This window comes from Brachybacterium netajii (SeqCode), from assembly GCF_054114245.1.
Genome location: NZ_JBSYXB010000001.1, coordinates 633,267 through 654,675, shown reverse-complemented (window position 1 = coordinate 654,675; position 21,409 = coordinate 633,267). Strand labels below are relative to the sequence as shown.

18 protein-coding genes are annotated in these 21,409 nt (G+C 72.8%); 6 read left to right on the top strand and 12 right to left on the bottom strand.

Going from position 1 to position 21,409, the window contains the following annotated elements; genetic code table 11:
• Window positions 1–50: 50 nt before the first annotated feature.
• The 5 genes from pgm to ACXET9_RS02880 all read right to left on the bottom strand — a co-directional run bounded on the left by pgm (window position 51) and on the right by ACXET9_RS02880 (window position 5,482).
• Window positions 51–1,688, bottom strand: coding sequence for a phosphoglucomutase (alpha-D-glucose-1,6-bisphosphate-dependent) (pgm, locus tag ACXET9_RS02900; RefSeq protein ID WP_457884982.1), 1,638 nt, complete (start codon window positions 1,686–1,688; stop codon window positions 51–53).
• 256 nt (window positions 1,689–1,944) lie between these two features.
• Window positions 1,945–2,796, bottom strand: a complete 852-nt coding sequence (locus tag ACXET9_RS02895; RefSeq protein ID WP_457884664.1) for a hypothetical protein — start codon at window positions 2,794–2,796, stop codon at window positions 1,945–1,947.
• Window positions 2,797–2,902: 106 nt separating this feature from the next.
• Complete coding sequence (locus tag ACXET9_RS02890; protein ID WP_457884662.1) at window positions 2,903–3,916, bottom strand: anion permease; 1,014 nt, start codon at window positions 3,914–3,916, stop codon at window positions 2,903–2,905.
• Window positions 3,917–4,540, bottom strand: coding sequence for a DUF47 domain-containing protein (locus tag ACXET9_RS02885; RefSeq protein ID WP_457884661.1), 624 nt, complete (start codon window positions 4,538–4,540; stop codon window positions 3,917–3,919).
• A gap of 306 nt (window positions 4,541–4,846) precedes the next feature.
• Entirely contained in the window at window positions 4,847–5,482 is a 636-nt protein-coding gene (locus ACXET9_RS02880; RefSeq protein ID WP_457884659.1) for a hypothetical protein, read from the bottom strand.
• A gap of 117 nt (window positions 5,483–5,599) precedes the next feature.
• On the opposite strand from ACXET9_RS02880, the gene ACXET9_RS02875 reads away from it, so the two are divergent.
• Both ACXET9_RS02875 and ACXET9_RS02870 read left to right on the top strand, forming a co-directional pair.
• On the top strand, window positions 5,600–6,307 hold the full coding sequence (locus ACXET9_RS02875; protein ID WP_457884657.1) for a PH domain-containing protein: 708 nt from the start codon (window positions 5,600–5,602) through the stop codon (window positions 6,305–6,307).
• Window positions 6,308–6,346: 39 nt separating this feature from the next.
• The gene (locus tag ACXET9_RS02870) at window positions 6,347–6,970 is read left to right on the top strand and encodes a DUF4126 domain-containing protein (RefSeq protein WP_457884656.1); all 624 of its coding nucleotides are present in this window, start codon (window positions 6,347–6,349) and stop codon (window positions 6,968–6,970) included.
• Window positions 6,971–7,066: 96 nt separating this feature from the next.
• On the opposite strand, the gene ACXET9_RS02865 is transcribed toward ACXET9_RS02870, so the two are convergent.
• Both ACXET9_RS02865 and ACXET9_RS02860 read right to left on the bottom strand, forming a co-directional pair.
• Window positions 7,067–7,783, bottom strand: coding sequence for a hypothetical protein (locus ACXET9_RS02865; protein ID WP_457884654.1), 717 nt, complete (start codon window positions 7,781–7,783; stop codon window positions 7,067–7,069).
• A gap of 96 nt (window positions 7,784–7,879) precedes the next feature.
• Complete coding sequence (locus ACXET9_RS02860) at window positions 7,880–9,937, bottom strand: M3 family metallopeptidase (protein ID WP_457884653.1); 2,058 nt, start codon at window positions 9,935–9,937, stop codon at window positions 7,880–7,882.
• A gap of 38 nt (window positions 9,938–9,975) precedes the next feature.
• On the opposite strand from ACXET9_RS02860, the gene ACXET9_RS02855 reads away from it, so the two are divergent.
• Entirely contained in the window at window positions 9,976–11,169 is a 1,194-nt protein-coding gene (locus ACXET9_RS02855; RefSeq protein ID WP_457884651.1) for an ROK family protein, read from the top strand.
• A gap of 90 nt (window positions 11,170–11,259) precedes the next feature.
• Here the strand turns inward: ACXET9_RS02855 and ACXET9_RS02850 are convergent, their stop codons facing one another.
• Genes ACXET9_RS02850 through ACXET9_RS02835 form a run of 4 tightly spaced genes read right to left on the bottom strand, consistent with a single transcriptional unit; the run spans window position 11,260 to window position 17,041 of the window.
• Window positions 11,260–12,660: an ABC transporter substrate-binding protein gene (locus tag ACXET9_RS02850; RefSeq protein ID WP_457884649.1), complete on the bottom strand. Its 1,401-nt coding sequence runs from the start codon at window positions 12,658–12,660 to the stop codon at window positions 11,260–11,262.
• Between the two features lie 10 nt (window positions 12,661–12,670).
• Window positions 12,671–13,627 carry a carbohydrate ABC transporter permease gene (locus ACXET9_RS02845; protein WP_457884648.1) on the bottom strand — a complete coding sequence of 319 codons (957 nt, stop codon included), beginning with the start codon at window positions 13,625–13,627 and terminating at the stop codon, window positions 12,671–12,673.
• 21 nt (window positions 13,628–13,648) lie between these two features.
• Window positions 13,649–14,602 (bottom strand): carbohydrate ABC transporter permease, encoded by a 954-nt coding sequence (locus ACXET9_RS02840; RefSeq protein ID WP_457884646.1) that lies wholly within the window; start codon window positions 14,600–14,602, stop codon window positions 13,649–13,651.
• Window positions 14,603–14,662: 60 nt separating this feature from the next.
• Entirely contained in the window at window positions 14,663–17,041 is a 2,379-nt protein-coding gene (locus tag ACXET9_RS02835; RefSeq protein WP_457884644.1) for an alpha-galactosidase, read from the bottom strand.
• A 310-nt stretch (window positions 17,042–17,351) separates the two neighbouring features.
• On the opposite strand from ACXET9_RS02835, the gene ACXET9_RS02830 reads away from it, so the two are divergent.
• The 3 genes from ACXET9_RS02830 (at window position 17,352) to ACXET9_RS02820 (ending at window position 19,667) form a co-directional block, all read left to right on the top strand.
• A complete protein-coding gene (locus tag ACXET9_RS02830) occupies window positions 17,352–18,563 on the top strand; it encodes a pyridoxal phosphate-dependent aminotransferase (protein WP_457884642.1) in 1,212 nt (403 codons plus the stop codon).
• A 94-nt stretch (window positions 18,564–18,657) separates the two neighbouring features.
• Window positions 18,658–19,248, top strand: coding sequence for a TetR/AcrR family transcriptional regulator (locus ACXET9_RS02825; RefSeq protein ID WP_457884641.1), 591 nt, complete (start codon window positions 18,658–18,660; stop codon window positions 19,246–19,248).
• The gene (locus ACXET9_RS02820; RefSeq protein WP_457884640.1) at window positions 19,245–19,667 is read left to right on the top strand and encodes an organic hydroperoxide resistance protein; all 423 of its coding nucleotides are present in this window, start codon (window positions 19,245–19,247) and stop codon (window positions 19,665–19,667) included. Before ACXET9_RS02825 ends, ACXET9_RS02820 begins: the two co-directional genes overlap by 4 nt.
• Window positions 19,668–19,840: 173 nt before the next feature.
• Here ACXET9_RS02820 and ACXET9_RS02815 read toward each other — a convergent pair whose 3' ends face one another.
• Window positions 19,841–21,349, bottom strand: a complete 1,509-nt coding sequence (locus ACXET9_RS02815) for an FAD-dependent oxidoreductase (protein ID WP_457884638.1) — start codon at window positions 21,347–21,349, stop codon at window positions 19,841–19,843.
• Window positions 21,350–21,409 lie beyond the last annotated feature (60 nt).

The following is a 21,409-nucleotide window of genomic DNA, read 5'->3' as shown; positions in this document are numbered from 1 at the left end:
CGGGCTCTCGGGGAGAGCCGGGCGGGCCCTGGGGGAGGGCCCGCCCGGCGTCACTCGGAGAGGACGCCGTCGACCAGCGACTTCGCCGCCGCCTGGACCTCGGCGAGATGCTCCTCGCCGCGGAAGGACTCGGCATAGATCTTGTAGATGTCCTCGGTGCCCGAGGGGCGAGCGGCGAACCAGGCCGACTCCGTGGAGACCTTGAGGCCGCCGATCGCGCCGCCGGCCGGGGCCTCGGTGATCTTCGCGAGGATGGGCTCGCCCGCGAGCTCGGTCGCGGTGACCTGCTCGGGGCTCAGGACCTTCAGCGTTGCCTTCTGCGCGCGATCCGCGGGGGCGTCGGTGCGGGAGTAGGCGCTCGTGCCGAACTTCTCGACGAGCTCGCCGTGCAGCACGCTCGGGGAGCGGCCGGTGACGGCGAGGATCTCCGAGGCCAGGAGGGCGAGGATGATGCCGTCCTTGTCGGTCGTCCAGACGCTGCCGTCCTTGCGGAGGAAGGACGCGCCCGCGCTCTCCTCGCCGCCGAAGCCGACGGAGGAGTCGATCAGGCCCGGGACGAACCACTTGAAGCCGACGGGGACCTCGAACAGCTCGCGACCCAGGTCCTTCACGACCCGGTCGATGAGGCTCGAGGACACGACGGTCTTGCCGACCTTCGCACCGGCGGGCCAGCCCGGGCGGTGGGCGAACAGGTAGGTGATCGCGACCGCGAGGTAGTGGTTGGGGTTCATCAGGCCGGCGTCGGGCGTGACGATGCCGTGGCGGTCGGAGTCCGCGTCGTTGCCGGTGGCGATGTCGTAGTCGTGGCGGCGCTCGAGCAGCGAGGCCATCGACCAGGGGCTCGAGCAGTCCATGCGGATCTTGCCGTCGCGGTCCAGGGTCATGAAGGAGAACTGCGGATCGACCTCGGGGTTGACGACCGTGAGGTCGAGGTCGTGCATCTCGCCGATCATCGCCCAGTAGTCGACCGCGGCGCCGCCGAGCGGATCCGCGCCGATGCGGACGCCCGAGCGGCGGATCGCGTCGAGGTCGATGACGTCGGCGAGGTCCCGCACATAGGTGTGGAGGTAGTCGTGGCGGCCGGCGTCCTGCAGCGCCTTCTGACGGGGCGTGCGGCGCACGCCCGAGAGGCCGGCGGCCAGGAGCTCGTTGGCGCGGTCGGCGATCCAGGAGGTCGCGTCGGAGTCGGCGGGCCCGCCGTGCGGCGGGTTGTACTTGAAGCCGCCGTCGCGGGGCGGGTTGTGGCTGGGGGTGACGACGATGCCGTCGGCCCGCGCGGGATCGCCGGCGGCGAGGCCGCGGTTGTGCACGAGGATCGCGTGGGAGATCGCCGGGGTGGGGGTGTAGCGGTCGTCGGCGTCGATCAGCGCGCGGACGTCGTTGCCCGAGAGCACCTCGAGCGCCGTGTCGAACGCCGGGCGCGAGAGCGCATGGGTGTCGCGGCCGATGTAGAGGGGACCGCGGATGCCCTGCGCGGCGCGGTACTCGACGATCGCCTGCGTGGTCGCCGCGATGTGGTCCTCGTTGAACTTGGTGTCGAGGGAGGAGCCGCGATGGCCCGACGTCCCGAAGGAGACCGCCTGGTCGGGATCCGACGGATCCGGATGGAGGTCGTAGTACGCGTCGAGAAGGGCGTCGACATCGACGAGATCCTCGGGAAGAGCCTTCTGGCCTGCACGGGGGTGCATGTTCACCACTCCATCCTCGGGTTCGGGGTCACCCCGTCACTCTAGGCGACGGCTCCCGGTCGAGGAGGGCGGGGGATCGACTGCTGAGACGCCTCGGGCGACGGGGCGTCTGGCGGCCGCCAGGGCGTCCGTCGGCCGAGAGGATCGGCGGACGGACGCGCCGACGGACGCACCGGCGCCCGCGCCGTCGGAGGGACGGCGCGGGCGTCGGAGGAGAGCGGAGCGCCGGAGCCGCCGGATCGGCGGAGCCGCCGGATCAGCGGCGGCGGGAGCGCACGAGGCCGACGATGCCGACGATCGTCAGGATCAGGCCGACGAGGCCCGCCACGACGCCGATGAGCGGACCCACGAGCATCGGGGCGGCGCTGCCCAGCAGGTTGTACGGTCCCAGGTATGCGGGGGAGTCGGTGCCCTCGCAGGTGATCGTCACCGTCGTGTCCTCGAGGGCGGCCACGCCGATCTCCTGCTCGTAGACGGTGCCGTCGCCGAACTGCGTGGTGCCGGAGAGGTCCACCACCGAGAGCGAGGCGGACCCGTCGGAGGCCGCCGCGGTGCAGACCGCACCCGCCGCGGAGTCCTCGGCGGGGACGTAGATCAGCAGCATCTCGTTGGCGGGCAGCTCGATCTCGGAGGTGGCCCCGGACAGCGGCTCCGGACCTGCGCTCGCGTCGCCGACGAGCGAGGAGAACGACCACACGATGCCGCCGACCGCGAACAGCGGCGCGATGATCAGCAGCAGCACCAGGCCGATGATCAGCGGCACCAGGCCGCGGCGCCGACGCCGCGGAGGGGCGGGAGCGCCCGCGGGGCCGCCGAAGGCACCGCCCGCGGGACCGGCGAGGGCGCCGCCCGTGGGGCCGACGGCAGGGGCCTCGGAGGCGGAGCCGTACGGAGCGCCGGATCCCTGCGGGGCGGGGCCCTGGGAATAGGCGCCGTACGGCGAGGCGGGGGCGCCCCAGGCGCCCTGCTGGTCGGGGGCGGCCGAGCCGTCGGCGCCCGGACCGGCGAAGGGATCCTGTCCCGGCGCGGCAGGGTCGGGGGTCGGGCCCGGGAGCCCGTAGCTGGGACGTCGGCGCGCAGGCTGCGACGCGGACTCTCCGTCGGTCATGGATCCTCCTCGGATGGCGGCCGGGCCAGGATAGCGGCAGGTCCCGGGAGGAGTCCGAGTCCTCTGTGCCCTCCGAGCCCGTCGGGAGCCCGCTCCGGGGCGCGGGTCAGATCAGCTCCTGGACGACGACGATCGCGGCGGCGCCGACGACGGCGGTCGCGACGGGCGCGGCGAGCCAGGTGCCGACCATGGTCGCCGCGACCTTCCAGCGGACCTGCCGGGGGCCGATCGCCGTGCCGGCGCCGACGACGCTCGAGGACAGCGTGTGCGAGGTCGAGATCGGCACGTCGAAGCCGATCACCGCGAGCCCCATGACGACTGCCGCGGAGGTCTCCGCCGCCATGCCCTGCGCGGACGACAGGTCCGTCAGGCGCCGACCGATGGTGCGGATGATCCGGTGGCCGCCGGCCAGCGTGCCCAGCGCCATCGCCACCGCGATCGGGATCATGAACGCCGTCGTCGAGGCCTCGGTGCTGCCCGTGGCGGTCAGCGCGATCAGCAGCACCGCGAAGGGGAGGCGGGAGTCGCTCATCCCGTGGCCCGTCGCGACGGCGCTCGCGGTGATCGTCTGCGCGAAGCGCAGGTGCCCGATGCGCAGCCGTTCGGCGCGGCCGAAGGCGAGGACCCCGCGCATGGTCGTGAAGCTGACGATCGCGCCCAGCAGCGGGCCGAGCACCGCCGCGATCACCAGCAGCGCGATGACCGGGGCGAAGGCGTCGGGCACCCCGAGAGTGGCCGTCACCCCGAGCGTCGAGCCGAAGAAGGCGTGCCAGGAAGAGGACGGCATCCCCATCCACCAGGTCAGCACCTCCCAGCCGAGCGTCGTCAGCAGGATGACCACGAGCGCCCAGCCCAGCAGGTCGGGGTCCGTGGCGCCGAGGTCGTAGAGATGGTGCAGGCGCAGCAGGTCCAGCGCCCAGGTCGCGGTCGCCGGGATGACCAGCAGACCCAGCAGACCGCCCAGCAGGTTCAGCACGGCCGCCAGCAGCAGCGCGCTGGACTCCTTGAGCGTGCGGGTGGTGATCGTGGTCGAGACGGCGTTGGAGGCGTCGTGGAAGCCGTTGTAATAGGCCAGCAGCATCGTCAGGCCCACGACGAGGGCCAGGAGGAGGGGGTCCACTCAGGCGTCCTTGACGCGCAGCAGGTCCGCGAAGCGCCCGGTGCGCTCCTGCAGGGAAACCGTCATCCCGATCGAGACGATGATGTCGCGCACCGGCAGCATCTCGGAGGCGGCGCCGCCCTGGCGGTACTGCGAGCCGAGGGCCTGGCGGACGAGTCGATCCCCCTGGCGCCGGATCTTGCGCATCTGCGCGTAGTACTCGCCGAGCTCCCGTACGTCGTCGAGCTTCCAGGTGGCGGCGACGGTGATCTCCGCGGAGCGCTCGATCCCGCGGGCGGCCTCCAGGAGCGGCTCGGGGACGGCGCCCAGGCGCGAGAGGACCAGCAGCTCGGAGGTGTTCTCCATCGACGAGATCGCATCGGCGATCGTCAGCGCGAAGTCGTAGAGCAGCTCCGCCTGGTACGGGGTGATGAGCGATTCTGCGAGTCGGTTCGCGATGCGCCGGCACAGCTCCTCGGACCGCGTGACGCGGTCGTGGAGGCGCGGGGTCAGACGCTCGCGCTCGCGCAGACCGCTGCCGAGCACCGTCGAGTGCACGTCGGCGGCCTGGACCTGGGTCTCCGCGAGTTCCGCAAAGAGGTCGTACATCGACCGCTCGACGCGGGTCGGGAAAAGTCGCACCACGTCCAGACGCCTCCTTGCGCCGGGGGCGCAGTGCTCCGTGCGGGCGTCGCCCGCGGGATGCGGAACGCCTCGAGGAAGGTCGCGCGCCGGACCGGGATGCGCCTGTCGGCGCGAAGGCCGCTCGAAGCGGCAAATGTTGGAGCCCGGGGCAACCGCGGCCCGACGCTCGACCATGCTAGGGCACGCTCCGGGGCCCTTGCCACTCCGCCCGGGGCCGACGGCGCGTGAGATGAATCCTGCGACCGCCCGACGGCCGACGAGCCGGTCGCCGAGCCGGCCGACGAGCGGGTCGGCGGCCGGGTCCGGTCAGTCGAGGGTACCGGCCTCGACCCGTCGGCCCGCGGCGACGAGCTCCTCGCCGGTGCGCAGGAGGCGATCGGCCTGCCGGGTCATCGCGTTGTCGGGGTCCGATGCCGGATCGTCGTCGGCCATGTGCACGGTCCCGTGGGCGACGATCGTGGCGACCGCGCCGGCGCGGATCAGCGCGAGGGCCAGGTCCCCGGTGAAGGCGCCGCGCAGGATGTCGTCCATCGCCCGGCGCACCGGCTCGACCTCCGGCGGCTCGGCGAAGCCCGAGAGATACCGCAGCCCCGGGACCGTGCGCGAGCCCGCGCGATAGCGGCGCACGACGTCCTCGCCGGAGCGCTGGACCCAGGTGTGCAGCACGTACAGCCGCCACAGCGCGCCCGGCAAGGTGCTCGCCGGGGAGCTCGACCACAGGGCCGAGAGGTCGCCGAGGCCGTCGTCCGCCGCGAGCGCGACGACCCGCTCCACGACCTCGGGATCCGAGCTGTGGAACACCCCGTCCAGCAGCGCGCGCGCCGAGTCGTGGGCGAGATCGGTCGCGGTCGACGGATCGGGGGCGCCGGGGATCGCATCGGCGGTGCTGGGGTAGAGCGAGGCGGGACGACGGAAGCGCGGTGCGGACGAGCCGGAGGACATGCACGGCACTGTACGTGGCCCGTCCGGGAGCGTCGCGCCGAGAGGCCGAGGAGGCGCAGGGCGATATGGGCAGTTCTCCCCGTCGACCCCGGCGCCGTGCCGGTCTAGCCTGGGACGGTGACCATCCCCCGCAGCCTCGGCACCCCGACGGGTCCCCGGCGCGCGCTGCCCGACTTCACGCGCGGCGCCGCGACCGTCGAGCGGATGCTGCGCGCCCTCGACGGAGGAGCCGGCGCCGACGCCGCCCGACGGGCCGACGGCTCCGCGGCGGGCGTCCGGTCCGCCTCGGCCGCCGCCTCCGCGGCGGGCGGTCGGACTCGGGTCCGGGTGCTCGAGCCCGATCACCGGCTCGGACGGAGCACCGCCTGCGCGATCGTCTCCGCAGCGGGGCTGGGCTCCGCGCCGCTGCCGATCATCGGCGCCGTCCTGCTGCTGATGCGGGTCCCCTCCGGCCACAGCCCCGATCTCGTGACGCTCGCGGTGGTCGCGGCGCTGGTGATCGTCGACCTCGTCCTCGTGCTGACCGGGCTCCGGTTCGGGTACGTCGGCCTCGCGATCGCCCGCTCCCGCGTGGAGATCGCGGCGCGGACGATCCGCGTGCGCGGCGCGGTGCGGGAGCGCGAGATCGACTGGGCCGACGTCGTCGGCGTCGAGGCCCGGGTCGTGCATCCGGTGCACGGCCTCACCGCGGCGCTCCGGCTCGCCGACGGATCGCGCGCGCTGCTGCCGATCCTGGACCGCCCCTTCTGGGAGCACTCGCGGCCCTCCGGACCCCAGATCCGACGGCTTCGGCGCGAGCTGCGCCGGCGCCGGCCGCGCGGATGAGCTGCTGATGAGCTGCGGATGAGCTGACGAGGAGACGCCATGGAAGCACTGCTGATGACGCTCGGATCCGGCTGGGTCTCGGGCATCCGCCCCTACTTCATGATCTTCCTGCTGGGCCTCACCGGCCGCGTCGCCGGGCTCGAGCAGGTCCCCGACGTGCTGCAGCGCACCGACGTCCTGGTCATCGCCGGGATCCTGCTCGTCGTCGACTTCCTGGCGGACAAGGTCGCCTTCCTCGACTCCTTCTGGGACCAGCTGCACACGGTCGTGCGCCCCATCGCCGGCGGCGCGCTCGGCTACCTCCTGGGCGGGGAGACCGATACGACGACGGCCGTCGTCATGGCGGTCATCGGCGCGGCCGCGGCGCTCGGCAGCCATACCGCGAAGGCGACGACGAGAGCGGCCGTGAACGTCTCCCCGGAACCGGTCTCCAACGCCCTCGTCTCCACCGGCGAGGACCTCGCCGCCGTGGTCATGGGCGTGCTGACGATCCTGCTGCCGGTCGTCTCCGGCGTGCTCGCGCTGATCCTGCTGGTGATCGGGGTGTACGTCGCCTGGCGCATCCACCGCACGATCCGCGGCCTGCGGGCGAGGCTGCGCGCGGCCCGCGCCGAGCGCCGGGCCAGCGTCGCCGCGTCCGACGGGGGCATCGCGCAGCCCTGACGCACCGGCGCGCCGCCCGCCGGACCGGGGAGCCGCCCGTCGGACCGGCGCGCCGCCCGTCGGACCGGGGAGCCGCGCCGCCCGGCGCGGCCCGGATCAGGCGGCGGGGACCGTGCTCTCGCCGTCCTCCCACAGCGCCGCGACGCTCGCGGCGAGCGAGGCGCGGGTGGCGTCGGAGACCGAGAGGATGCCCTCCTCGTCGAGCGGCAGATGGCCGGTGCGCCAGGTGCCGTCGGACTCCACGTGGAACATGAGCGGGACCTGCTGCGCAGGATCGGCCAGATCCGTGCGGCGCAGCGAGACGGTGCGCTCGGCGCCCGCGGTGCTCTCGGCGAGGAAGGCCGCGGCGATGTCGGTGATCGTCGCGGGCACCTGCGCGGGATCGGGGAGCGAGGAGACCACGAAGGAGTCGAGCTCGTCCTGGGTGAGCATGAGGACGGCCTGCTTCGCCTTCACGACGAAGGCCATGCGCATCGCCTGGCCCTCGGTGAGCGCGATGCCCAGCCAGCGGTCGGCCGCGGTGAGCACCGTCGCGACGATCTGGCCCTCCTCGCCGAGCAGCCACTGGCCCTCGTCGGAGCGCTCCACCTTCCCGCGAGCGCGCAGGCCGGAGGTGACCGCGGCGGTCACGAACTCGTGCGCCTCCTCGGGCGCCGAGCGCAGGCCGATCTGCTCGCGTGTGATCCGGCCGCTGTCCGTCGGCCGCAGATCCAGCATGAAGTCGATCTCGTAGGCGGTGTAGATCGTCGGACGGTCGTCATCGGACGCGCCCTCGGCGGACGCGCCGGCAGGGCTGGTGCTGGCAGTGGTCATGGATCCCCCTGGGTCCTGGTCGCGGTGCCCGCGCGATGCGCGCGGACGGGCTCCCTGCGCGCACCGCGATGCGCGCGAGCCGTCAGGGGAAGCATGTCAGATCAGGCCCCGCCGTCGCAGGAGATGACGGACGTCGCGGTCGCCGCCGCGGAACTCCCGGTACGCCTCGAGCAGGTCCCGGGACCCGCCGATCGACAGCACCCCGCGGGCGAAGTCCGCGCCCGCCTCGCGGATGCTCGCGCCCCCGGCCAGCCGCTCCTCGAACCAGGTGACGGCGTCGGCGTCGAGCACCTCCGCCCACAGGTACGAGTAGTAGCCGGCCGCGTAGCCGCCCGCGAACGTGTGCTGGAAGTAGCCGGTGCGGTAGCGGGGAGCGACCAGCGGATGCGCGAGCCCCGCCGCGGCGAGCTGCTCGGCCTCGAAGGCCCGCGGGTCCTCGACGATCCCCGCGTCGGCGCCGCGGCGGTGCCAGCGCCAGTCGAGCACGGCCGCGGCCAGGTACTCGACGGTCCGGAATCCCTCGTTCCACAGCGCGGCCGCCCGCACCTTCTCCAGGAGCTCGGCGGGGACGGCCTCCCCGGTGACCGCGTGGCGCGCATAGTGCTCGACGATCCCCGGCCGCAGCGCCCACATCTCGTTGACCTGGCTGGGGAACTCCACCACGTCGCGCTCCACGGCGGTGCCGGAGACCATGCGCTCGCCGACGTCGCTCAGCAGCGCATGGAGCGCATGGCCGAACTCGTGGAACATCGTGTCGACCTCGTCGAGGGTGACGTAGGCGGGGGAGCCCTCCGCCGGTCGCGACACGTTCATCGTGTTCATGGCGATCGTGAGGGTGCCGTCCCGCCGCGACTGGTCCACCAGCGTGCTCATCCAGGCGCCGCCGCGCTTCGTGGAGCGGGCGAAGTAGTCGCCGACGAACAGGCCGCGCAGCGTGCCGTCCTCGTCGGAGACCTCCCAGATCCGCGCCTGCGGATGCGGGGGCGTGAGATCGGTGCGCTCGACGAAGCGCAGGCCGTAGGCCTCGCGGGCGGCGCGGAACACGCCGTCCTCGAGGACGCGGTCCAGGACGAAGTACGGCTGCAGCGCGGCCCGGTCGACCGCGAAGTCCTCCGCCTGCACCTTCTGCGCGTAGTAGGCCCAGTCCCAGGGCTCGATCCGCGCGATCCCGTCGTCGGCCGCGCGGCGGGCGAGACGCTCGGCCTCCCGGCCGAGGTTCCGCATCGCCGGGGCCGCGGCCTGCGCGAACAGCTCCTCGACGGCCTCGGGGGTGCGGGCGGTGCGGTCGGCGACGGCGAGGGAGGCGAAGTCCGCGAAGCCCAGCAGCGCGGCCTTCTCGGCGCGCAGCTGCGCGATCTGCGCCGCGAGCTCCCAGCTGCCCGTGCCGCGCTCGAGCGAGGCGGTGTGCAGGCGCTGGCGCAGCGTGCGGTCCTCGAGGGAGGTCAGCAGGTTCTGCACGGTCGGCAGGATGAGGGTCAGCAGCCAGCCCTCGAGGCCCGCGTCCTCCGCGGCGGTGCGGGCGGTCGCCCGCTGCGCCTCGTCCAGGCCCGCGAGCTCGGCCTCGTCGGTCACGTGCACGGCGGCGCCGTGCAGGTCGGCGGTGACGGTCTGCGTGAACTCCGTCTGCAGGGCGGCGATGCGCTGGTTCAGCGCGGCGAGGCGCTCGCGGGAGTCCGCGTCCAGGAGGGCGCCGCGCAGCGTGAGCCGCAGGTGCACGGACTCGGCGATGTGCCGCTGCTCGTCGGTCAGGCCGAGCTCGTCGGCCCGCCGCCGCACCTCGTCGACCTTCGCGGCGACGACCGGATCCAGCTCGATCTCGTCCTGCAGGGCGGTCAGCTCGGGAGTGATCTCCCGTTCGATCTCCTGCATCTGCGCGGTGCCGTCGGTCGAGAGGAGATGGAAGAAGACCGGCAGGGTGCGGACCAGCAGCGGGCTGCCGTCCTCGAGCGGCAGGATCGCGCTCTCGAAGGTCGCCGGGGCGTCGTCGGCCCGGAGCCGCGCGAGCGCGGCCCGCTGCTCGGCGATGCCGGCGCGGATCGCGGGGGCGAAGTGCTCGGCGCGGATCGCCGCGAAGTCCGGCAGGCTCACGGGCAACGTCGAGGGCACCGCGAAGGGGTTGCCGGTGAGGTCGGGGGAGGCGGCGATGTCGGTCATGACGCCACAGTAGCCGCCGGTGTCCGTACTCTGGACGCATGGATCCCGCCGACGCCGCGCCGCCGCACCCCCCGCAGGCGCCCGCCGCTCCGGGGTCGCCCACCGCCGCGGAGATCTACGAGCATCTCCTGCGCACGGGCCCGCGGGCGCGCACCGACCTGGCCTCCCGGCTGGGACTGTCCGGACCGACGCTCACGCGGCTGACCCGCGAGATGCTCGATCAGGGCCTGCTGCGGGAGCTCCCGCCGCGCCCGCAGACCAAGGGACGGCCGCAGCTGCCGCTGGACGTCGACGAGCACCATGCGCTGTTCGTCGGCCTGAAGATCACCGCGACCGAGGTGCATGCGGTCGTCGTGGACGTGCGCGGCCGCTCCCTCGAGGAGCTCTCCGCGCCGCTGCGGGACACCGCGCCCGCGACGGTCATCCCCGTCGCCGCCGACCTCGCCGGCGCCCTCGTCGATTCGCATCCCCGGATCGCCGGGATCGGGGCGGCCGGCCCCGTCCTCGTCGACGACGAGGGCGAGGTCCTCGAGGCGCGGCTGCTGGGCTGGCCGGGACCGGTCCCGCTGCGGGAGGAGCTGCAGGCGCGCCTCGGCCTGCCCGTCACCGTCAGCAACGACTTCCACGCCCTGCTCGAGGGCCTGATCTGGTTCGGCGCCGGGCGCCGGTACCCGTCGTTCGTGCTGCTCACGATCGGTGCGGGCGTCGCCGTCGGGCATGTGCGCGGCGGCACCGTCCACCGCGGGGGATCGCACCGCGCGGGACTGCTCGGCACCCTCCCCACGATCGCCCGGGACGGCCGCGGGGTCATGCTCGCCGACGTCGCGAGCGCCCGCGACGTGGTCGCCGCGGCCCGTCGGCGCGGTCTGGCCGGCCTTCCGCCGGAGCAGGAGGGCGCGGCGCAGGACGAGGTCGAGGCGCAGGGCCTGCAGCGGGTGATCGCGGCCGCCCGCGCGGGCGATCCGGCGGCGGGGGAGGTCGCCGCCGACGTCGCGCACGCCGTCGGCGTCGTCGCCGCGGGCCTCGTCGGCCTGCTCGACCCGGACGCGGTGCTGCTGGGCGGCGAGGGCGTGGCCCTGCTCCAGCACGGCGAGGAGCTGCGCACGACCCTCGACGGCCTGCTCGCGCCCGTGCACCGCGACGTCGAGCTGCGCTTCCTGCCCGACGACTTCGACGACTGGACCCGCGGCGCCGCCGTCATCGCCCTCCAGCGCTTCATCGCCGGCAGCTGAACGGCGCGGCCGGCCCTCGGCATGAAGCCGAGGGCCGGCCGCGGTCGTGATGGCGCCCGGGGCGGGGTCGCCGCCCGCTCGACTCGCCGCTCACTCGAACAGGGCGTTGACCCGATCGTTGTAGGCGGTGAAGTCCGCGCCGTCGATCCGTCGCATCCAGATCTGGTCGAAGGCGGACTGCATGATCGAGGCGATCTCGGCCGCGTTCTCGACCAGCGGGTACAGGCCCGTCTCGTCGTTCTCGACGCGGTCGGTGAAGGGCGAGACGTCCAGCCCCTTCTCCGTGTACGCGTCGATCGCGGCCTGCGTGCCGGCGTCGGTCGCGGGGAAGACGATGCCGCGCTTCCCGATGATCGTCTGCGAGTCGTCGGAGCCGAGGAAGGCGACCAGGCGGGCGGCCGCCTCGGGGTTCTCCGACTGCGCCGAGATCGAGTCGCCGAGGCCGTTGAACATCGACATGGGGGTCCCGATCGGGCCCGAGGGGAGCGGGGCGATCCCGAGGTCCACGCCCTCGAGGTTCGCGTAGGTGCCGATCATCCACGAGCCGGTCAGGCACAGCGCGCTGCGCCCGCCCTGGAGCTGGGTCTGCGCGGGGCTGGAGTCCCCGAACAGGCCGAAGGCCGGGAGGATGCCCTTGTCGACGAGGCCGAAGTACCAGTCCATGGTGGCCTGGAAGCGGTCGTCGTCGTAGTGGAAGCGGGTGCCCCAGGTGTCGGCGTCGGTGAAGGTCCAGCCGGTGGAGAAGGCGAAGGGCGACCAGGTGGTCTGGCCCGTGTAGTCGGTCCCGGCGTCGGCCGCGAGCCCGTAGCGCTGGATGCTCGTGGGATCGAAGCCGTCCTCATCGCCGCGGACGCCGTTGGTGTCGAGCGTCAGGCGCTTGAGCATCGCCTCGAAGCTGCCGCCGTCCTCCGGGTTCCAGTCCAGGCCGACGAGCTCCTCCTCGTCGACGCCGGCCTCGGCCAGGAGGTTCCGGTCGTACATGATCGCGATCGTGTCGTAGTCCTTGGGCAGCCCGTACCGCTTGCCGTCCTGCCCGGTCCACAGGTCCTGCAGGCCGGGCTGGAAGCTGTCGCCGGGGACCGCATCGATCGGCGCCAGGCCGTCCAGCGGGATGATCACGCCCAGGCGCAGGAACTCGGGGTAGCGGCCCAGATGGTTGGTGAAGACGTCCGGGCCGGCGCCGGCGACGAAGCCCGCCGTCAGCTTGGTCCAGTAGTCGTCCCAGCCCATCTGGGTGATGCGCACCTCGATGTCGTCGTTGCGCTCCATGAACAGGTCGATGGCCTCGGCGTAGCCGGGCAGCTGGTTCGCGTCCCACAGCCAGTAGTCCAGCTGCGTCTTCCCGCCGGCGGCGCCGGATCCGCAGGCGGACAGGGCGCCGGCCGCGGCGGCGGTGCCGACGGCGGCGGCCCCGGTGGCGAGCAGGCGTCGACGGGTCAGACCGGAGGGGCGAGCGACGGGGCGCTCGGGGAGGGAGGGGGTGTGCGTCATCGTCGGTACCTCACTTGATCCCGCTGAAGCCGATGGAGTTGACGATCTTCTTCGCGAAGCAGGCGAAGAGGATCAGCATGGGCGCCGCCGCCACGAGGGTCGCGGCCATCAGGCCGGACCAGTCGGTGCCGGTGTTGGGCGACTGCGCCCGGAACACCGCGAGGGCGACCGTGAGCACGCGCGACTGGTCGGTGTAGGAGACCAGCAGCGACCAGAAGTACTCGTTCCAGGAGCCCATGTAGGTCAGCAGCGCGAGCGTCGCGAGCGGCGCCGAGGAGATCGGCAGGATCAGCGTGAAGAACACGCGGGCCTTCGAGGCGCCGTCGATGAGGGCGGCCTCCTCGACCTCGCGCGAGATGTTGTTGAAGAACTGCCGCAGGAAGAAGATCGCGAACGGCGAGATGAACAGCGCCGGCAGCATGATGCCGAGGAGCGTGTCGATCAGATGCAGGTTCTTGATCAGGATGAAGTTCGGCAGCAGCGTGAAGATCGAGGGGATCATCATCGCGCCGAGGAACACCATGAACACGACCTCGCGCCCCCGCCAGCGCAGGCGGGAGAAGGCGTAGGCCGCCATCGCGCAGGAGAAGGTCTGCACGACGGTGATGACCGTCGCGACGATCACGGAGTTCAGCAGGTAGCGCCAGAAGTTGATGGAGGCGCCGGAGCCGCCCTGGGCGACGGCCTCCTCCACGCTCTGCAGGCCGAAGACGCGCTCGAAGCCGCCGAGGCTGAAGCCCACGGGCAGCAGGCTCGTCGGATCCGTCGCGAGCGCCGTGTTGCTCGACAGCGCGGTGCGCAGCATCCAGTAGAAGGGGAACAGCGTCACGAACAGGATCACGATCATGACGATCCAGGCGACGACGCGCCCGGGGGAGATCCGCCGACGGCGGGCGCGGACCGGGGCCGGGGCGGCGCCCGTCGGATGCGACGGGGCGGCGGGGGAGGCGGAAGCGGTGGTGGTCATCGTTGACTCCTCTCGGTCCGGTCAGTCCAGGTCGGATTCGCCGGCGCGGGTGACGCGGTACTGCACGAACGTGATGATCATGAGGATCACCAGCAGCGCGACCGACAGCGCCGAGGCGTAGCCGAACTGGTACTGCGCGAACGCGTTCTCGTAGATGTACATCTGCAGGACCTTCGAGGCGTCCGCCGGACCGCCCTGGGTCGTCACCGACACGGTGTCGAAGACCTGGAAGCTGCCGATGATCGTCATGATCAGCACCAGCGCGAGGATCGGCCGCAGCAGCGGCAGCGTGACGCGGCGGAACATCTGCCACTCGCCGGCGCCCTCGGTCTTCGCCGCCTCGTACAGGTACGCAGGGATGGACTGCAGGCCCGCGAAGAGCAGCAGCGCGGTGTAGCCCATGTGCCGCCACACGTTGACCAGGGCGACCGTCGGGATCACCCAGGCCTCGTTGGCCCAGAAGGAGATCGGGTCGAAGCCGATCCATTGCAGGAACAGGTTCACGATGCCCAGCTGGGAGTCCAGCAACCAGAGGAACACGATCGCCGCGACGACGTTCGAGACCAGGTACGGGGTGAGCACGAGCGAGCGCAGCCAGGTCGACTGCGTCAGGCGCTGCATGAGCACGGCGATGAGCAGAGCGACGACGGTCTGCACGCCGATGTTGATGACCACGTACAGGACGGTGACCTTCAGCGAGTTCCAGAAGACCGGGTCGGTCAGCATCTCGCGGTAGTTGGCCAGGCCCACCCATTCCGGCGGGGTCAGGATCGTGTACTCGGTGAACGAGTAGTAGATGCCCGTCAGCAGCGGCCAGACCAGGAAGACCAGCAGGCCGACGGAGGCGGGGGCGATGAACAGCAGGGCCAGGCGCGTGTCGTCGCGCCGACGGCGGGGCCGCGGAGCTCCGGCGGCCGACGAGGCGGAGGCGCCCCCGCTGGAGGGGCCTCCTGACGTGGTGGTGACGGTGGACATCGTCGTCCTTCCTTCGAGGGGGATCCGCCGGGGCCGGGACGGCCCCGGCGGACGAGGGGGTCAGTCGATGGCGGCGACCTCCAGCAGCACCGCGGTCTCGGGGTTCATGAGCGGGGCGGTGATGCCGGCGCCGGTCAGCGCGGAGCCGGGCAGCACGAGGCCGTCGACGAGCTCGCCGCCGCGGTACGCGTCGTGGTTCGTGTCGGTCGCGGGGTCCGCGCCGGCACGGGCCCAGGCGGGCCACACGAGACCGCGGGGCGCCTCGCCGATCACGCGCGGCGTCAGGCGGTAGCGGCGCTCGGGATCGAGCCCGGGCAGACGGATGCGGCCGACGGGCGCGATGTCGGGGGTGTCGACGCAGACCAGGGTGTAGAGGCCGCGGTCGCGCTCGGGGGAGAGGACGCCCGTGATCCACAGGCAGTCCTGGCCGCGGTCGGCGCGCACGAGGTCGCCGGTCAGCAGCAGCGCGCGCTCCTGCTTGTAGTAGGCGATCCATGCGCGCAGCTCGTCGAGCTCCGTCGGGGTGGCCTGGCGCAGGTCCCACTCGATGCCGAGGTGGCCGAGGACCGCGCTCGCGGCCCGGTAGGACAGCGAGTGCAGGCGGCCGGTGGTGTGGGAGGCGCCGGAGGCGATGTGGCTGCCCATGACCTCGAAGGGCAGCAGCTGCGCGGTCCAGCGGTTCATCTGCGCGCGCTCGAGGGGATCGATGCAGTCGGAGACCCAGATGCGGTCCGCGATCTCGACGATCCCGAGGTCGACGCGGGCGCCGCCGGAGGAGCAGGACTCGATCTCGAGCCCCGGGTGGCGCTGCTTGAGGGAGGCGAACATCCGGTAGACCGCGAGGGTCTGCTCATGGGTCCCGGCGGCCCCGGTCCCGCGGTGAGCGGCCTCGATCAGGTCCCGGTTGTGGTCCCACTTGATGTAGCCGATCTCGTACTCGTCCAGCAGCGCGTCGATCGCGTCGTGGACATGCTGCCAGGCCTCGGGGATCGCGAGGTTCAGCACCTGCTGGGTGCGGGACTCGCGGGGAAGGCGGTCGGCGCTCGGCGCCATGATCCACTCGGGATGGGCGCGGGCGAGGTCGGAGTCGAGGTTGACCATCTCGGGCTCGAACCAGAGCCCGAACTCCATGCCCAGCCCCGTCACGCGGTCGATCAGCGGGGAGAGGCCGTCGGGCCAGACGTCGGCCGAGACCGTCCAGTCGCCGAGGCCGGAGGTGTCGTCGCGGCGGGAGCCGAACCAGCCGTCGTCGAGCACGAAGCGCTCGACGCCGAGGTCCGCGGCCACCTCGGCGAGGTCGACGAGGCGCTGCAGGTCGTGGTCGAAGTAGACGGCCTCCCAGACGTTCAGGGTGACGGGGCGGTCGGCGTCCGGGGCGGCGAGGCCGCCGTGGGCGGCGCGGTCGCGCACGTGGGCGTGGAAGCGGCGGGCCACGCCGTCCAGGCCCTGGGCCGAGTGCGAGCCGTAGACCCAGGGGGAGCGGTAGGCGGCGCCGGGGGCGAGGCGCCCTTCGCCCGCCTGCAGCAGCTCGCCGCCGCCGAGGACCTGCACGCCGGAGTTCAGCCGCTCGGCGTAGTGGGTGTGATTGCCGGAGAACGCCGTGTGGATCGCCCAGATCTCGCCCTCGGCGAAGCCGAAGCCGGCCGTGCCCAGGTGCAGCACGTAGGCGGAGTCGGCGCCGGTGCGGCCGCGGCGGCCCTCGCGCAGGTGCGTGCCCGTGCCCATGACCTGTCGCTGCGGCGTGCGCTCCTTGCCCCAGCGGCCGCCGAAGTCCAGCAGCTCGGTCGCATCCAGCGGCACCGGCAGCGCGGTGACGAGATCGGCGACCACGTAGTCGTCCGCGCCGGTGTTGACGACCTCGGCGCGGGTGCGCACGAGGCCGCTGGGCAGCAGCTCGATATCGAGCGCGACGGCGAGGCCGAGGACCTCGTCGGCCAGGTCGAAGCGCACGCGGCCCGCCCCGGCCGCGGTGAACTCGGCGCTCAGCGCGGTGCCCGCGGCGTCGGCGGCGTCGGCCACGGAGGCGACGTCGGCCGCAGGGGCCCCCACGGACGCAGCGGACCCGATGGCCCCGACGGGCTCCGCGGTCGAGGCGGCGTAGCCGTCGGCCGTGCCGGGGGCGTGCAGCGAGGCCGCGCGGACCTCGAGGCGCGGCGCGAAGCCGGAGCCGTCGGCGCGGGAGCCGGTCAGCCCGGGGCGGCCCATCCAGCCGTCGGTCTCCTGCGGGAGCACGCCGAGGCGCAGCGGCTGGTCGACGGCGTTGTTCGAGGCGATCGGGGTGGAGGTCGCGAAGAGGGTGCGGGCGTCGTCGGCGTCGATCTCGCCGAGCGCTGAGCCCCAGTGGAGGATCGCGGGGATGCGGCCGTCGGTCGCATCCAGGAGCAGGGACACCCCGGCGGCGCTGAGGTGGATCCGACGGGTGGGGGCGGTGACGGGCATCGATGCTCTCCTGCTCGAGGGGGCGGGCTGCGGGGACGGCGGTCCGTCCGGCGCGGACGCCGGGGACGACGGTGTCCCGAGCGCGCCGCTCTTTATTTACATGGAGAAATTAAACCCTGGCGGCGCTCACGTCAAGAGGGGCCCGCATCCGGCGCCCCCGGCATGGCGCCCGCGATCGGTTCACGGAGCCGACGGAGGCCGCGCGGACGCCCGGCGCGGCGCTACCCTGGTCCGATCCGGCGCACCGGGCGCCGGAGCCGGCCGCCCGCGCGCGGCCGCAACAGGGCCCGCGGGCCCAAGGAGTCTCCTGATGATCTTCACCCAGTCCTCGAAGCTGCGCGATGTGTGCTACGAGATCCGAGGACCGGTCCCCGCAGAGGCAGCCCGCATGGAGGCCGAGGGGCACAAGGTCATCAAGCTCAACATCGGCAACCCCGCGCCCTTCGGCTTCGAGTGCCCCGACGAGATCCTCGTCGACATGATCCGCAATCTGCCCACCGCGCAGGGCTACTCGGACTCCAAGGGCATCCCCTCGGCCCGCCGCGCCGTCGCGCAGTACTACCAGACCAAGGGCATGCCCGGCATCGGCCTGGACGATGTCTACCTCGGCAACGGCGTCTCCGAGCTCATCCAGATGGTCTGCCAGGGCCTCGTCGACGACGGCGACGAGGTGCTCGTCCCCGCCCCCGACTATCCGCTGTGGACGGCCTCGGTCGCGCTCGCCGGCGGCAGGGCGGTGCACTACCGCTGCGACGAGGAGCGGAACTGGTGGCCGGACATCACCGACATCGCCGACAAGGTCACGCCGCGCACCAAGGCGATCGTCGTCATCAACCCCAACAACCCCACCGGCGCGGTCTACCCTGACCATGTCCTGCGGGACATCGTCGAGGTCGCCCGCAAGCACGGCCTCATGATCCTCGCCGACGAGATCTACGACAAGATCCTCTACGACGACGCCGTCCACACGCCGATCGCCTCGCTCGCACCCGATCTGCTGACCATCACCTTCAACGGCCTGTCCAAGGCCTATCGGGTCGCGGGCTTCCGGGCCGGCTGGATGGTGCTGCACGGCCCCAAGGAGCACGCCACGAGCTTCATCGAGGGGCTCGACGTGCTCTCCAACATGCGCCTGTGCCCCAATGTGCCTGCGCAGCATGTGGTCGCCACCGCCCTCGGCGGATACCAGAGCATCAACCAGCTGCTGCTCCCCGGCGGCCGGCTCCGCGAGCAGCGCGATGTCGCCTACGAGGGCCTCAGCGCCATCGACGGCGTGCATGTGGTCAAGGCGCAGGGGGCGCTCTACATGTTCCCCCGCATCGACACCGAGATGTACCGCATCGACAACGACGAGCAGTTCGCCTTCGACCTGCTGCGCTCGAAGAAGCTGCTGATCAACCACGGCACCGGCTTCAACCTCACCACTCCGGACCACTTCCGCCTGGTCACGCTCCCCGGCGTGGACCTCCTCGCCGATGCGGTCGACCGCATCGCCGACCACCTCGCCTCCATCCGGCGCTGAGCCGGGGCGGTCCGCCGGGAGGGCGGATCGCGAGAGTCCGACGGGGCGGGCGCGATCGGCGGACGATCGCCGGAGGCGGATGGAGGGCGGAGCGATGGGACGACGGCCGGGATTCGACCGTGCCCAGGTCGTGCGCCATGCGCGCGACCTCTTCTGGCGCGAGGGCTATGACGGCGCCTCGATGGCCGCGCTCCAGCAGGCCACCGGTCTGAACGCCTCCAGCATCTACCACGGCTTCGGCTCCAAGCGGGGTCTGTTCGACGCCGCGGTGGAGGACTATCTCGACGCGGTCGTGCGTCCCGGGCTCGCCCGGCTGCGCGGCGACAGCATCGACCCCGACGCCCTCGCGCAGTACTTCCGCTCGGCCCGCGAGCTCTTCGCGGACCCGTCCGGCCGCACCCTCCCCGACGGATGCCTCCTGGTGAACACCGCCTGCTCCGGGCTCGCCCGGGATGACGGGATCGCCGAGGTGGTGCGCGCCTATCGCGCCGAGCTGCACGCCGCGTTCGCGCGCGGCGCCGCGGCCCGGGACCCGCTCCAGCCGGCCGCCGAGCGCGACCGGCTCGTCGAGACCTGCACGGCGCTGCTCGTCAGCGCCCTGGTCATGACCCGGGTGGACAGCGGGGCGGCCCTCGCCGCCCTGGACTCCGCCCTCTCCCAGCTCGAACGGAAGGATGCATCATGAAGCCCCTGTACAGCACCGAGGCCCTCGCCACCGGAGCCGGCCGCGACGGCCACGTCGAGGTCGCCGGATCGGACCTCGCCCTCGATCTCGCCGTGCCCGTGGAGATGGGCGGCGCCGGAGGCGGCGCGAACCCCGAGCAGCTCTTCGCCGCCGGCTACTCCGCCTGCTTCCACTCCGCGCTGCAGCTCGTCGCGCGCCAGCGGAAGGTCGGCATCGAGGGCTCGAGCGTCGGCGCCCGCGTGACCATCGGCTCCGAGGAGTCCGGCGGCTTCTCGCTCGCCGTCGAGCTCGAGGTCGTCATCCCCGAGCTCGACCGCGCCCTCGCCCAGGAGCTCGCCGACGCCGCCCACCAGGTGTGCCCGTACTCCAACGCGACCCGTGGGAACATCCCGGTGACGGTCACCGTCTCCGACGACTGAGTCCGGCCCGCCGGCCCGTCGGCGCGCCCCGCCCGTCGGCGCCGCGCCCGCTCGCCCCGCGGACGACGAACGCCGCGCACCGCCCGACAGGATCGGGAGGTGCGCGGCGTTCGTATCAGCGTCCGTCGCGGGAGGCCGCGACGCTGACCGAGCTCGGTGCTCAGGCTCGACGCTCAGGCTCGGGAGGGCTCCTCGGCGTCGGCCTCCTCGGCGGCGGCCTCGGCCTCGGCGATGGCGCGCATGCCCTCGCGGGAGACGCGGACCATCTCGCCGCGCTCGACGACCTTCACGCGAGCGCGCGGGTTGCCGTCGGCGTCGAGGGCGGCGGCGCCGAGCGCCTTCTCGTGCTCGTCCAGGGCGACCCAGCCGTCCCAGGTCGTGTACTGCACGCCCTTGGCGTCGAACAGGCGCAGGATCGCGTCGTCCTCACGGATCGGGGCGGACTCGAGCACGCCCGCGTCGATGTCGGCGAGCAGCGAGGTGATCGTTTCGAGCGCATCGGACTTGGTGGCGCCGATGAGCCCGATCGGGCCGCGCTTGATCCAGCCGTTGGCGTACGAGCCGCGACGGACCGTGCCGTCGGCCTCGGTCACGCGACCGGCCTCGTTGGTGATGACGCCGCGGCGGGCGTCGTAGGGCACGCCCGGCAGCTCGGAGCCGTGGTAGCCCACCGCGCGGTAGACGGCGCCGAGGTCGTAGTCGACGATCTCGCCGGTGCCCTCGAGGTTACCCTCGGCGTCCAGGCGGGTGCGCTCGAAGCGCATGCCGGTGACCTTGCCGTCCTCGCCGAGGACCTCGACGGGCTTGTGCCAGAAGTGCAGGTGCAGGCGGCGCACGACGGGGTTGCCGTGGGCGTCCGTGGCCTCCTCGCCGGCCTCCTCGCGGCGCTTCTGCTCCGCGGTCCACGCCTCGAAGGTCTGGACGATCTGGTCGGTGCGCTTGTCGGCCCGGATGGTCTCCCACTCGGCCTCGGTGATCTGCTCGAGGTCGCGGGGGTCCATGACGACCTGCACGCCCTTGGGGTGGGCGAGCTCGCGGGCCTCCAGCGGCGAGAACTTCGTCTGCGCGGGACCGCGGCGGCCGAAGACGTGCACGTCGGTGGTCTTCGCGGCGGCGAGGCCGGCGTGGACGTTCTCGGGGATCTCCGTGAGCAGCAGCTCGTCGGCGGTCTTGGCGAGCACGCGGGCCACGTCGAGCGCGACGTTGCCGTTGCCGATGACGGCGACGTGCTCGGCGTCGAGCTCCCAGGTGCGGGGGTAGTCCGGGTTGCCGTCGTACCAGGCGACGAAGTCGGCGGCGCCGTGGGAGCCCTCGAGCTCGATGCCGGGGATGGAGAGGTCCGCGTCCTTGAGGGCGCCGGTCGCGTAGATCACGGCGTCGTAGTGGTCGGCGATCTCGTCGGCCGTGAGGTCGGTGCCGAACTCGACGTCGCCGAGGAAGCGGATGTCGCCGCGGCCCAGGATGCGCTGGAGGGCGGTGATGATGCCCTTGATGCGCGGATGGTCGGGGGCGACGCCGTAGCGGATCAGGCCGAAGGGCGCCGGGAAGCGATCGAACAGGTCGATCTTCACCTCGAGGTCGCCGGACTTCACCGGAGCGGAGCGCAGCAGGGTCTCGGCGGCGTACACGCCGGCAGGACCCGCGCCGATGACGGCAAGGCGGAAGGGCTGGGAGGAGGTCATCTCACCTCGGTCTCTCGGCGCCTGACGACGCCTGGTCGGATGTGCCCCAGGGGCACGAAG

What these genes read in the sequence shown, in the direction of transcription:
- ACXET9_RS02845 (WP_457884648.1), bottom strand. Translation starts at nt 13,627, where the DNA reads ATGACCACCACCGCTTCCGCCTCCCCCGCCGCCCCGTCGCATCCGACG.
- ACXET9_RS02880 (WP_457884659.1), bottom strand. Translation starts at nt 5,482, where the DNA reads ATGTCCTCCGGCTCGTCCGCACCGCGCTTCCGTCGTCCCGCCTCGCTC.
- ACXET9_RS02840 (WP_457884646.1), bottom strand. Translation starts at nt 14,602, where the DNA reads ATGTCCACCGTCACCACCACGTCAGGAGGCCCCTCCAGCGGGGGCGCC.
- ACXET9_RS02860 (WP_457884653.1), bottom strand. Translation starts at nt 9,937, where the DNA reads ATGACCGACATCGCCGCCTCCCCCGACCTCACCGGCAACCCCTTCGCG.
- ACXET9_RS02820 (WP_457884640.1), top strand. Translation starts at nt 19,245, where the DNA reads ATGAAGCCCCTGTACAGCACCGAGGCCCTCGCCACCGGAGCCGGCCGC.
- ACXET9_RS02850 (WP_457884649.1), bottom strand. Translation starts at nt 12,660, where the DNA reads ATGACGCACACCCCCTCCCTCCCCGAGCGCCCCGTCGCTCGCCCCTCC.
- ACXET9_RS02835 (WP_457884644.1), bottom strand. Translation starts at nt 17,041, where the DNA reads ATGCCCGTCACCGCCCCCACCCGTCGGATCCACCTCAGCGCCGCCGGG.
- pgm (WP_457884982.1), bottom strand. Translation starts at nt 1,688, where the DNA reads ATGCACCCCCGTGCAGGCCAGAAGGCTCTTCCCGAGGATCTCGTCGAT.
- ACXET9_RS02815 (WP_457884638.1), bottom strand. Translation starts at nt 21,349, where the DNA reads ATGACCTCCTCCCAGCCCTTCCGCCTTGCCGTCATCGGCGCGGGTCCT.
- ACXET9_RS02855 (WP_457884651.1), top strand. Translation starts at nt 9,976, where the DNA reads ATGGATCCCGCCGACGCCGCGCCGCCGCACCCCCCGCAGGCGCCCGCC.
- ACXET9_RS02825 (WP_457884641.1), top strand. Translation starts at nt 18,658, where the DNA reads ATGGGACGACGGCCGGGATTCGACCGTGCCCAGGTCGTGCGCCATGCG.
- ACXET9_RS02895 (WP_457884664.1), bottom strand. Translation starts at nt 2,796, where the DNA reads ATGACCGACGGAGAGTCCGCGTCGCAGCCTGCGCGCCGACGTCCCAGC.
- ACXET9_RS02830 (WP_457884642.1), top strand. Translation starts at nt 17,352, where the DNA reads ATGATCTTCACCCAGTCCTCGAAGCTGCGCGATGTGTGCTACGAGATC.
- ACXET9_RS02865 (WP_457884654.1), bottom strand. Translation starts at nt 7,783, where the DNA reads ATGACCACTGCCAGCACCAGCCCTGCCGGCGCGTCCGCCGAGGGCGCG.
- ACXET9_RS02870 (WP_457884656.1), top strand. Translation starts at nt 6,347, where the DNA reads ATGGAAGCACTGCTGATGACGCTCGGATCCGGCTGGGTCTCGGGCATC.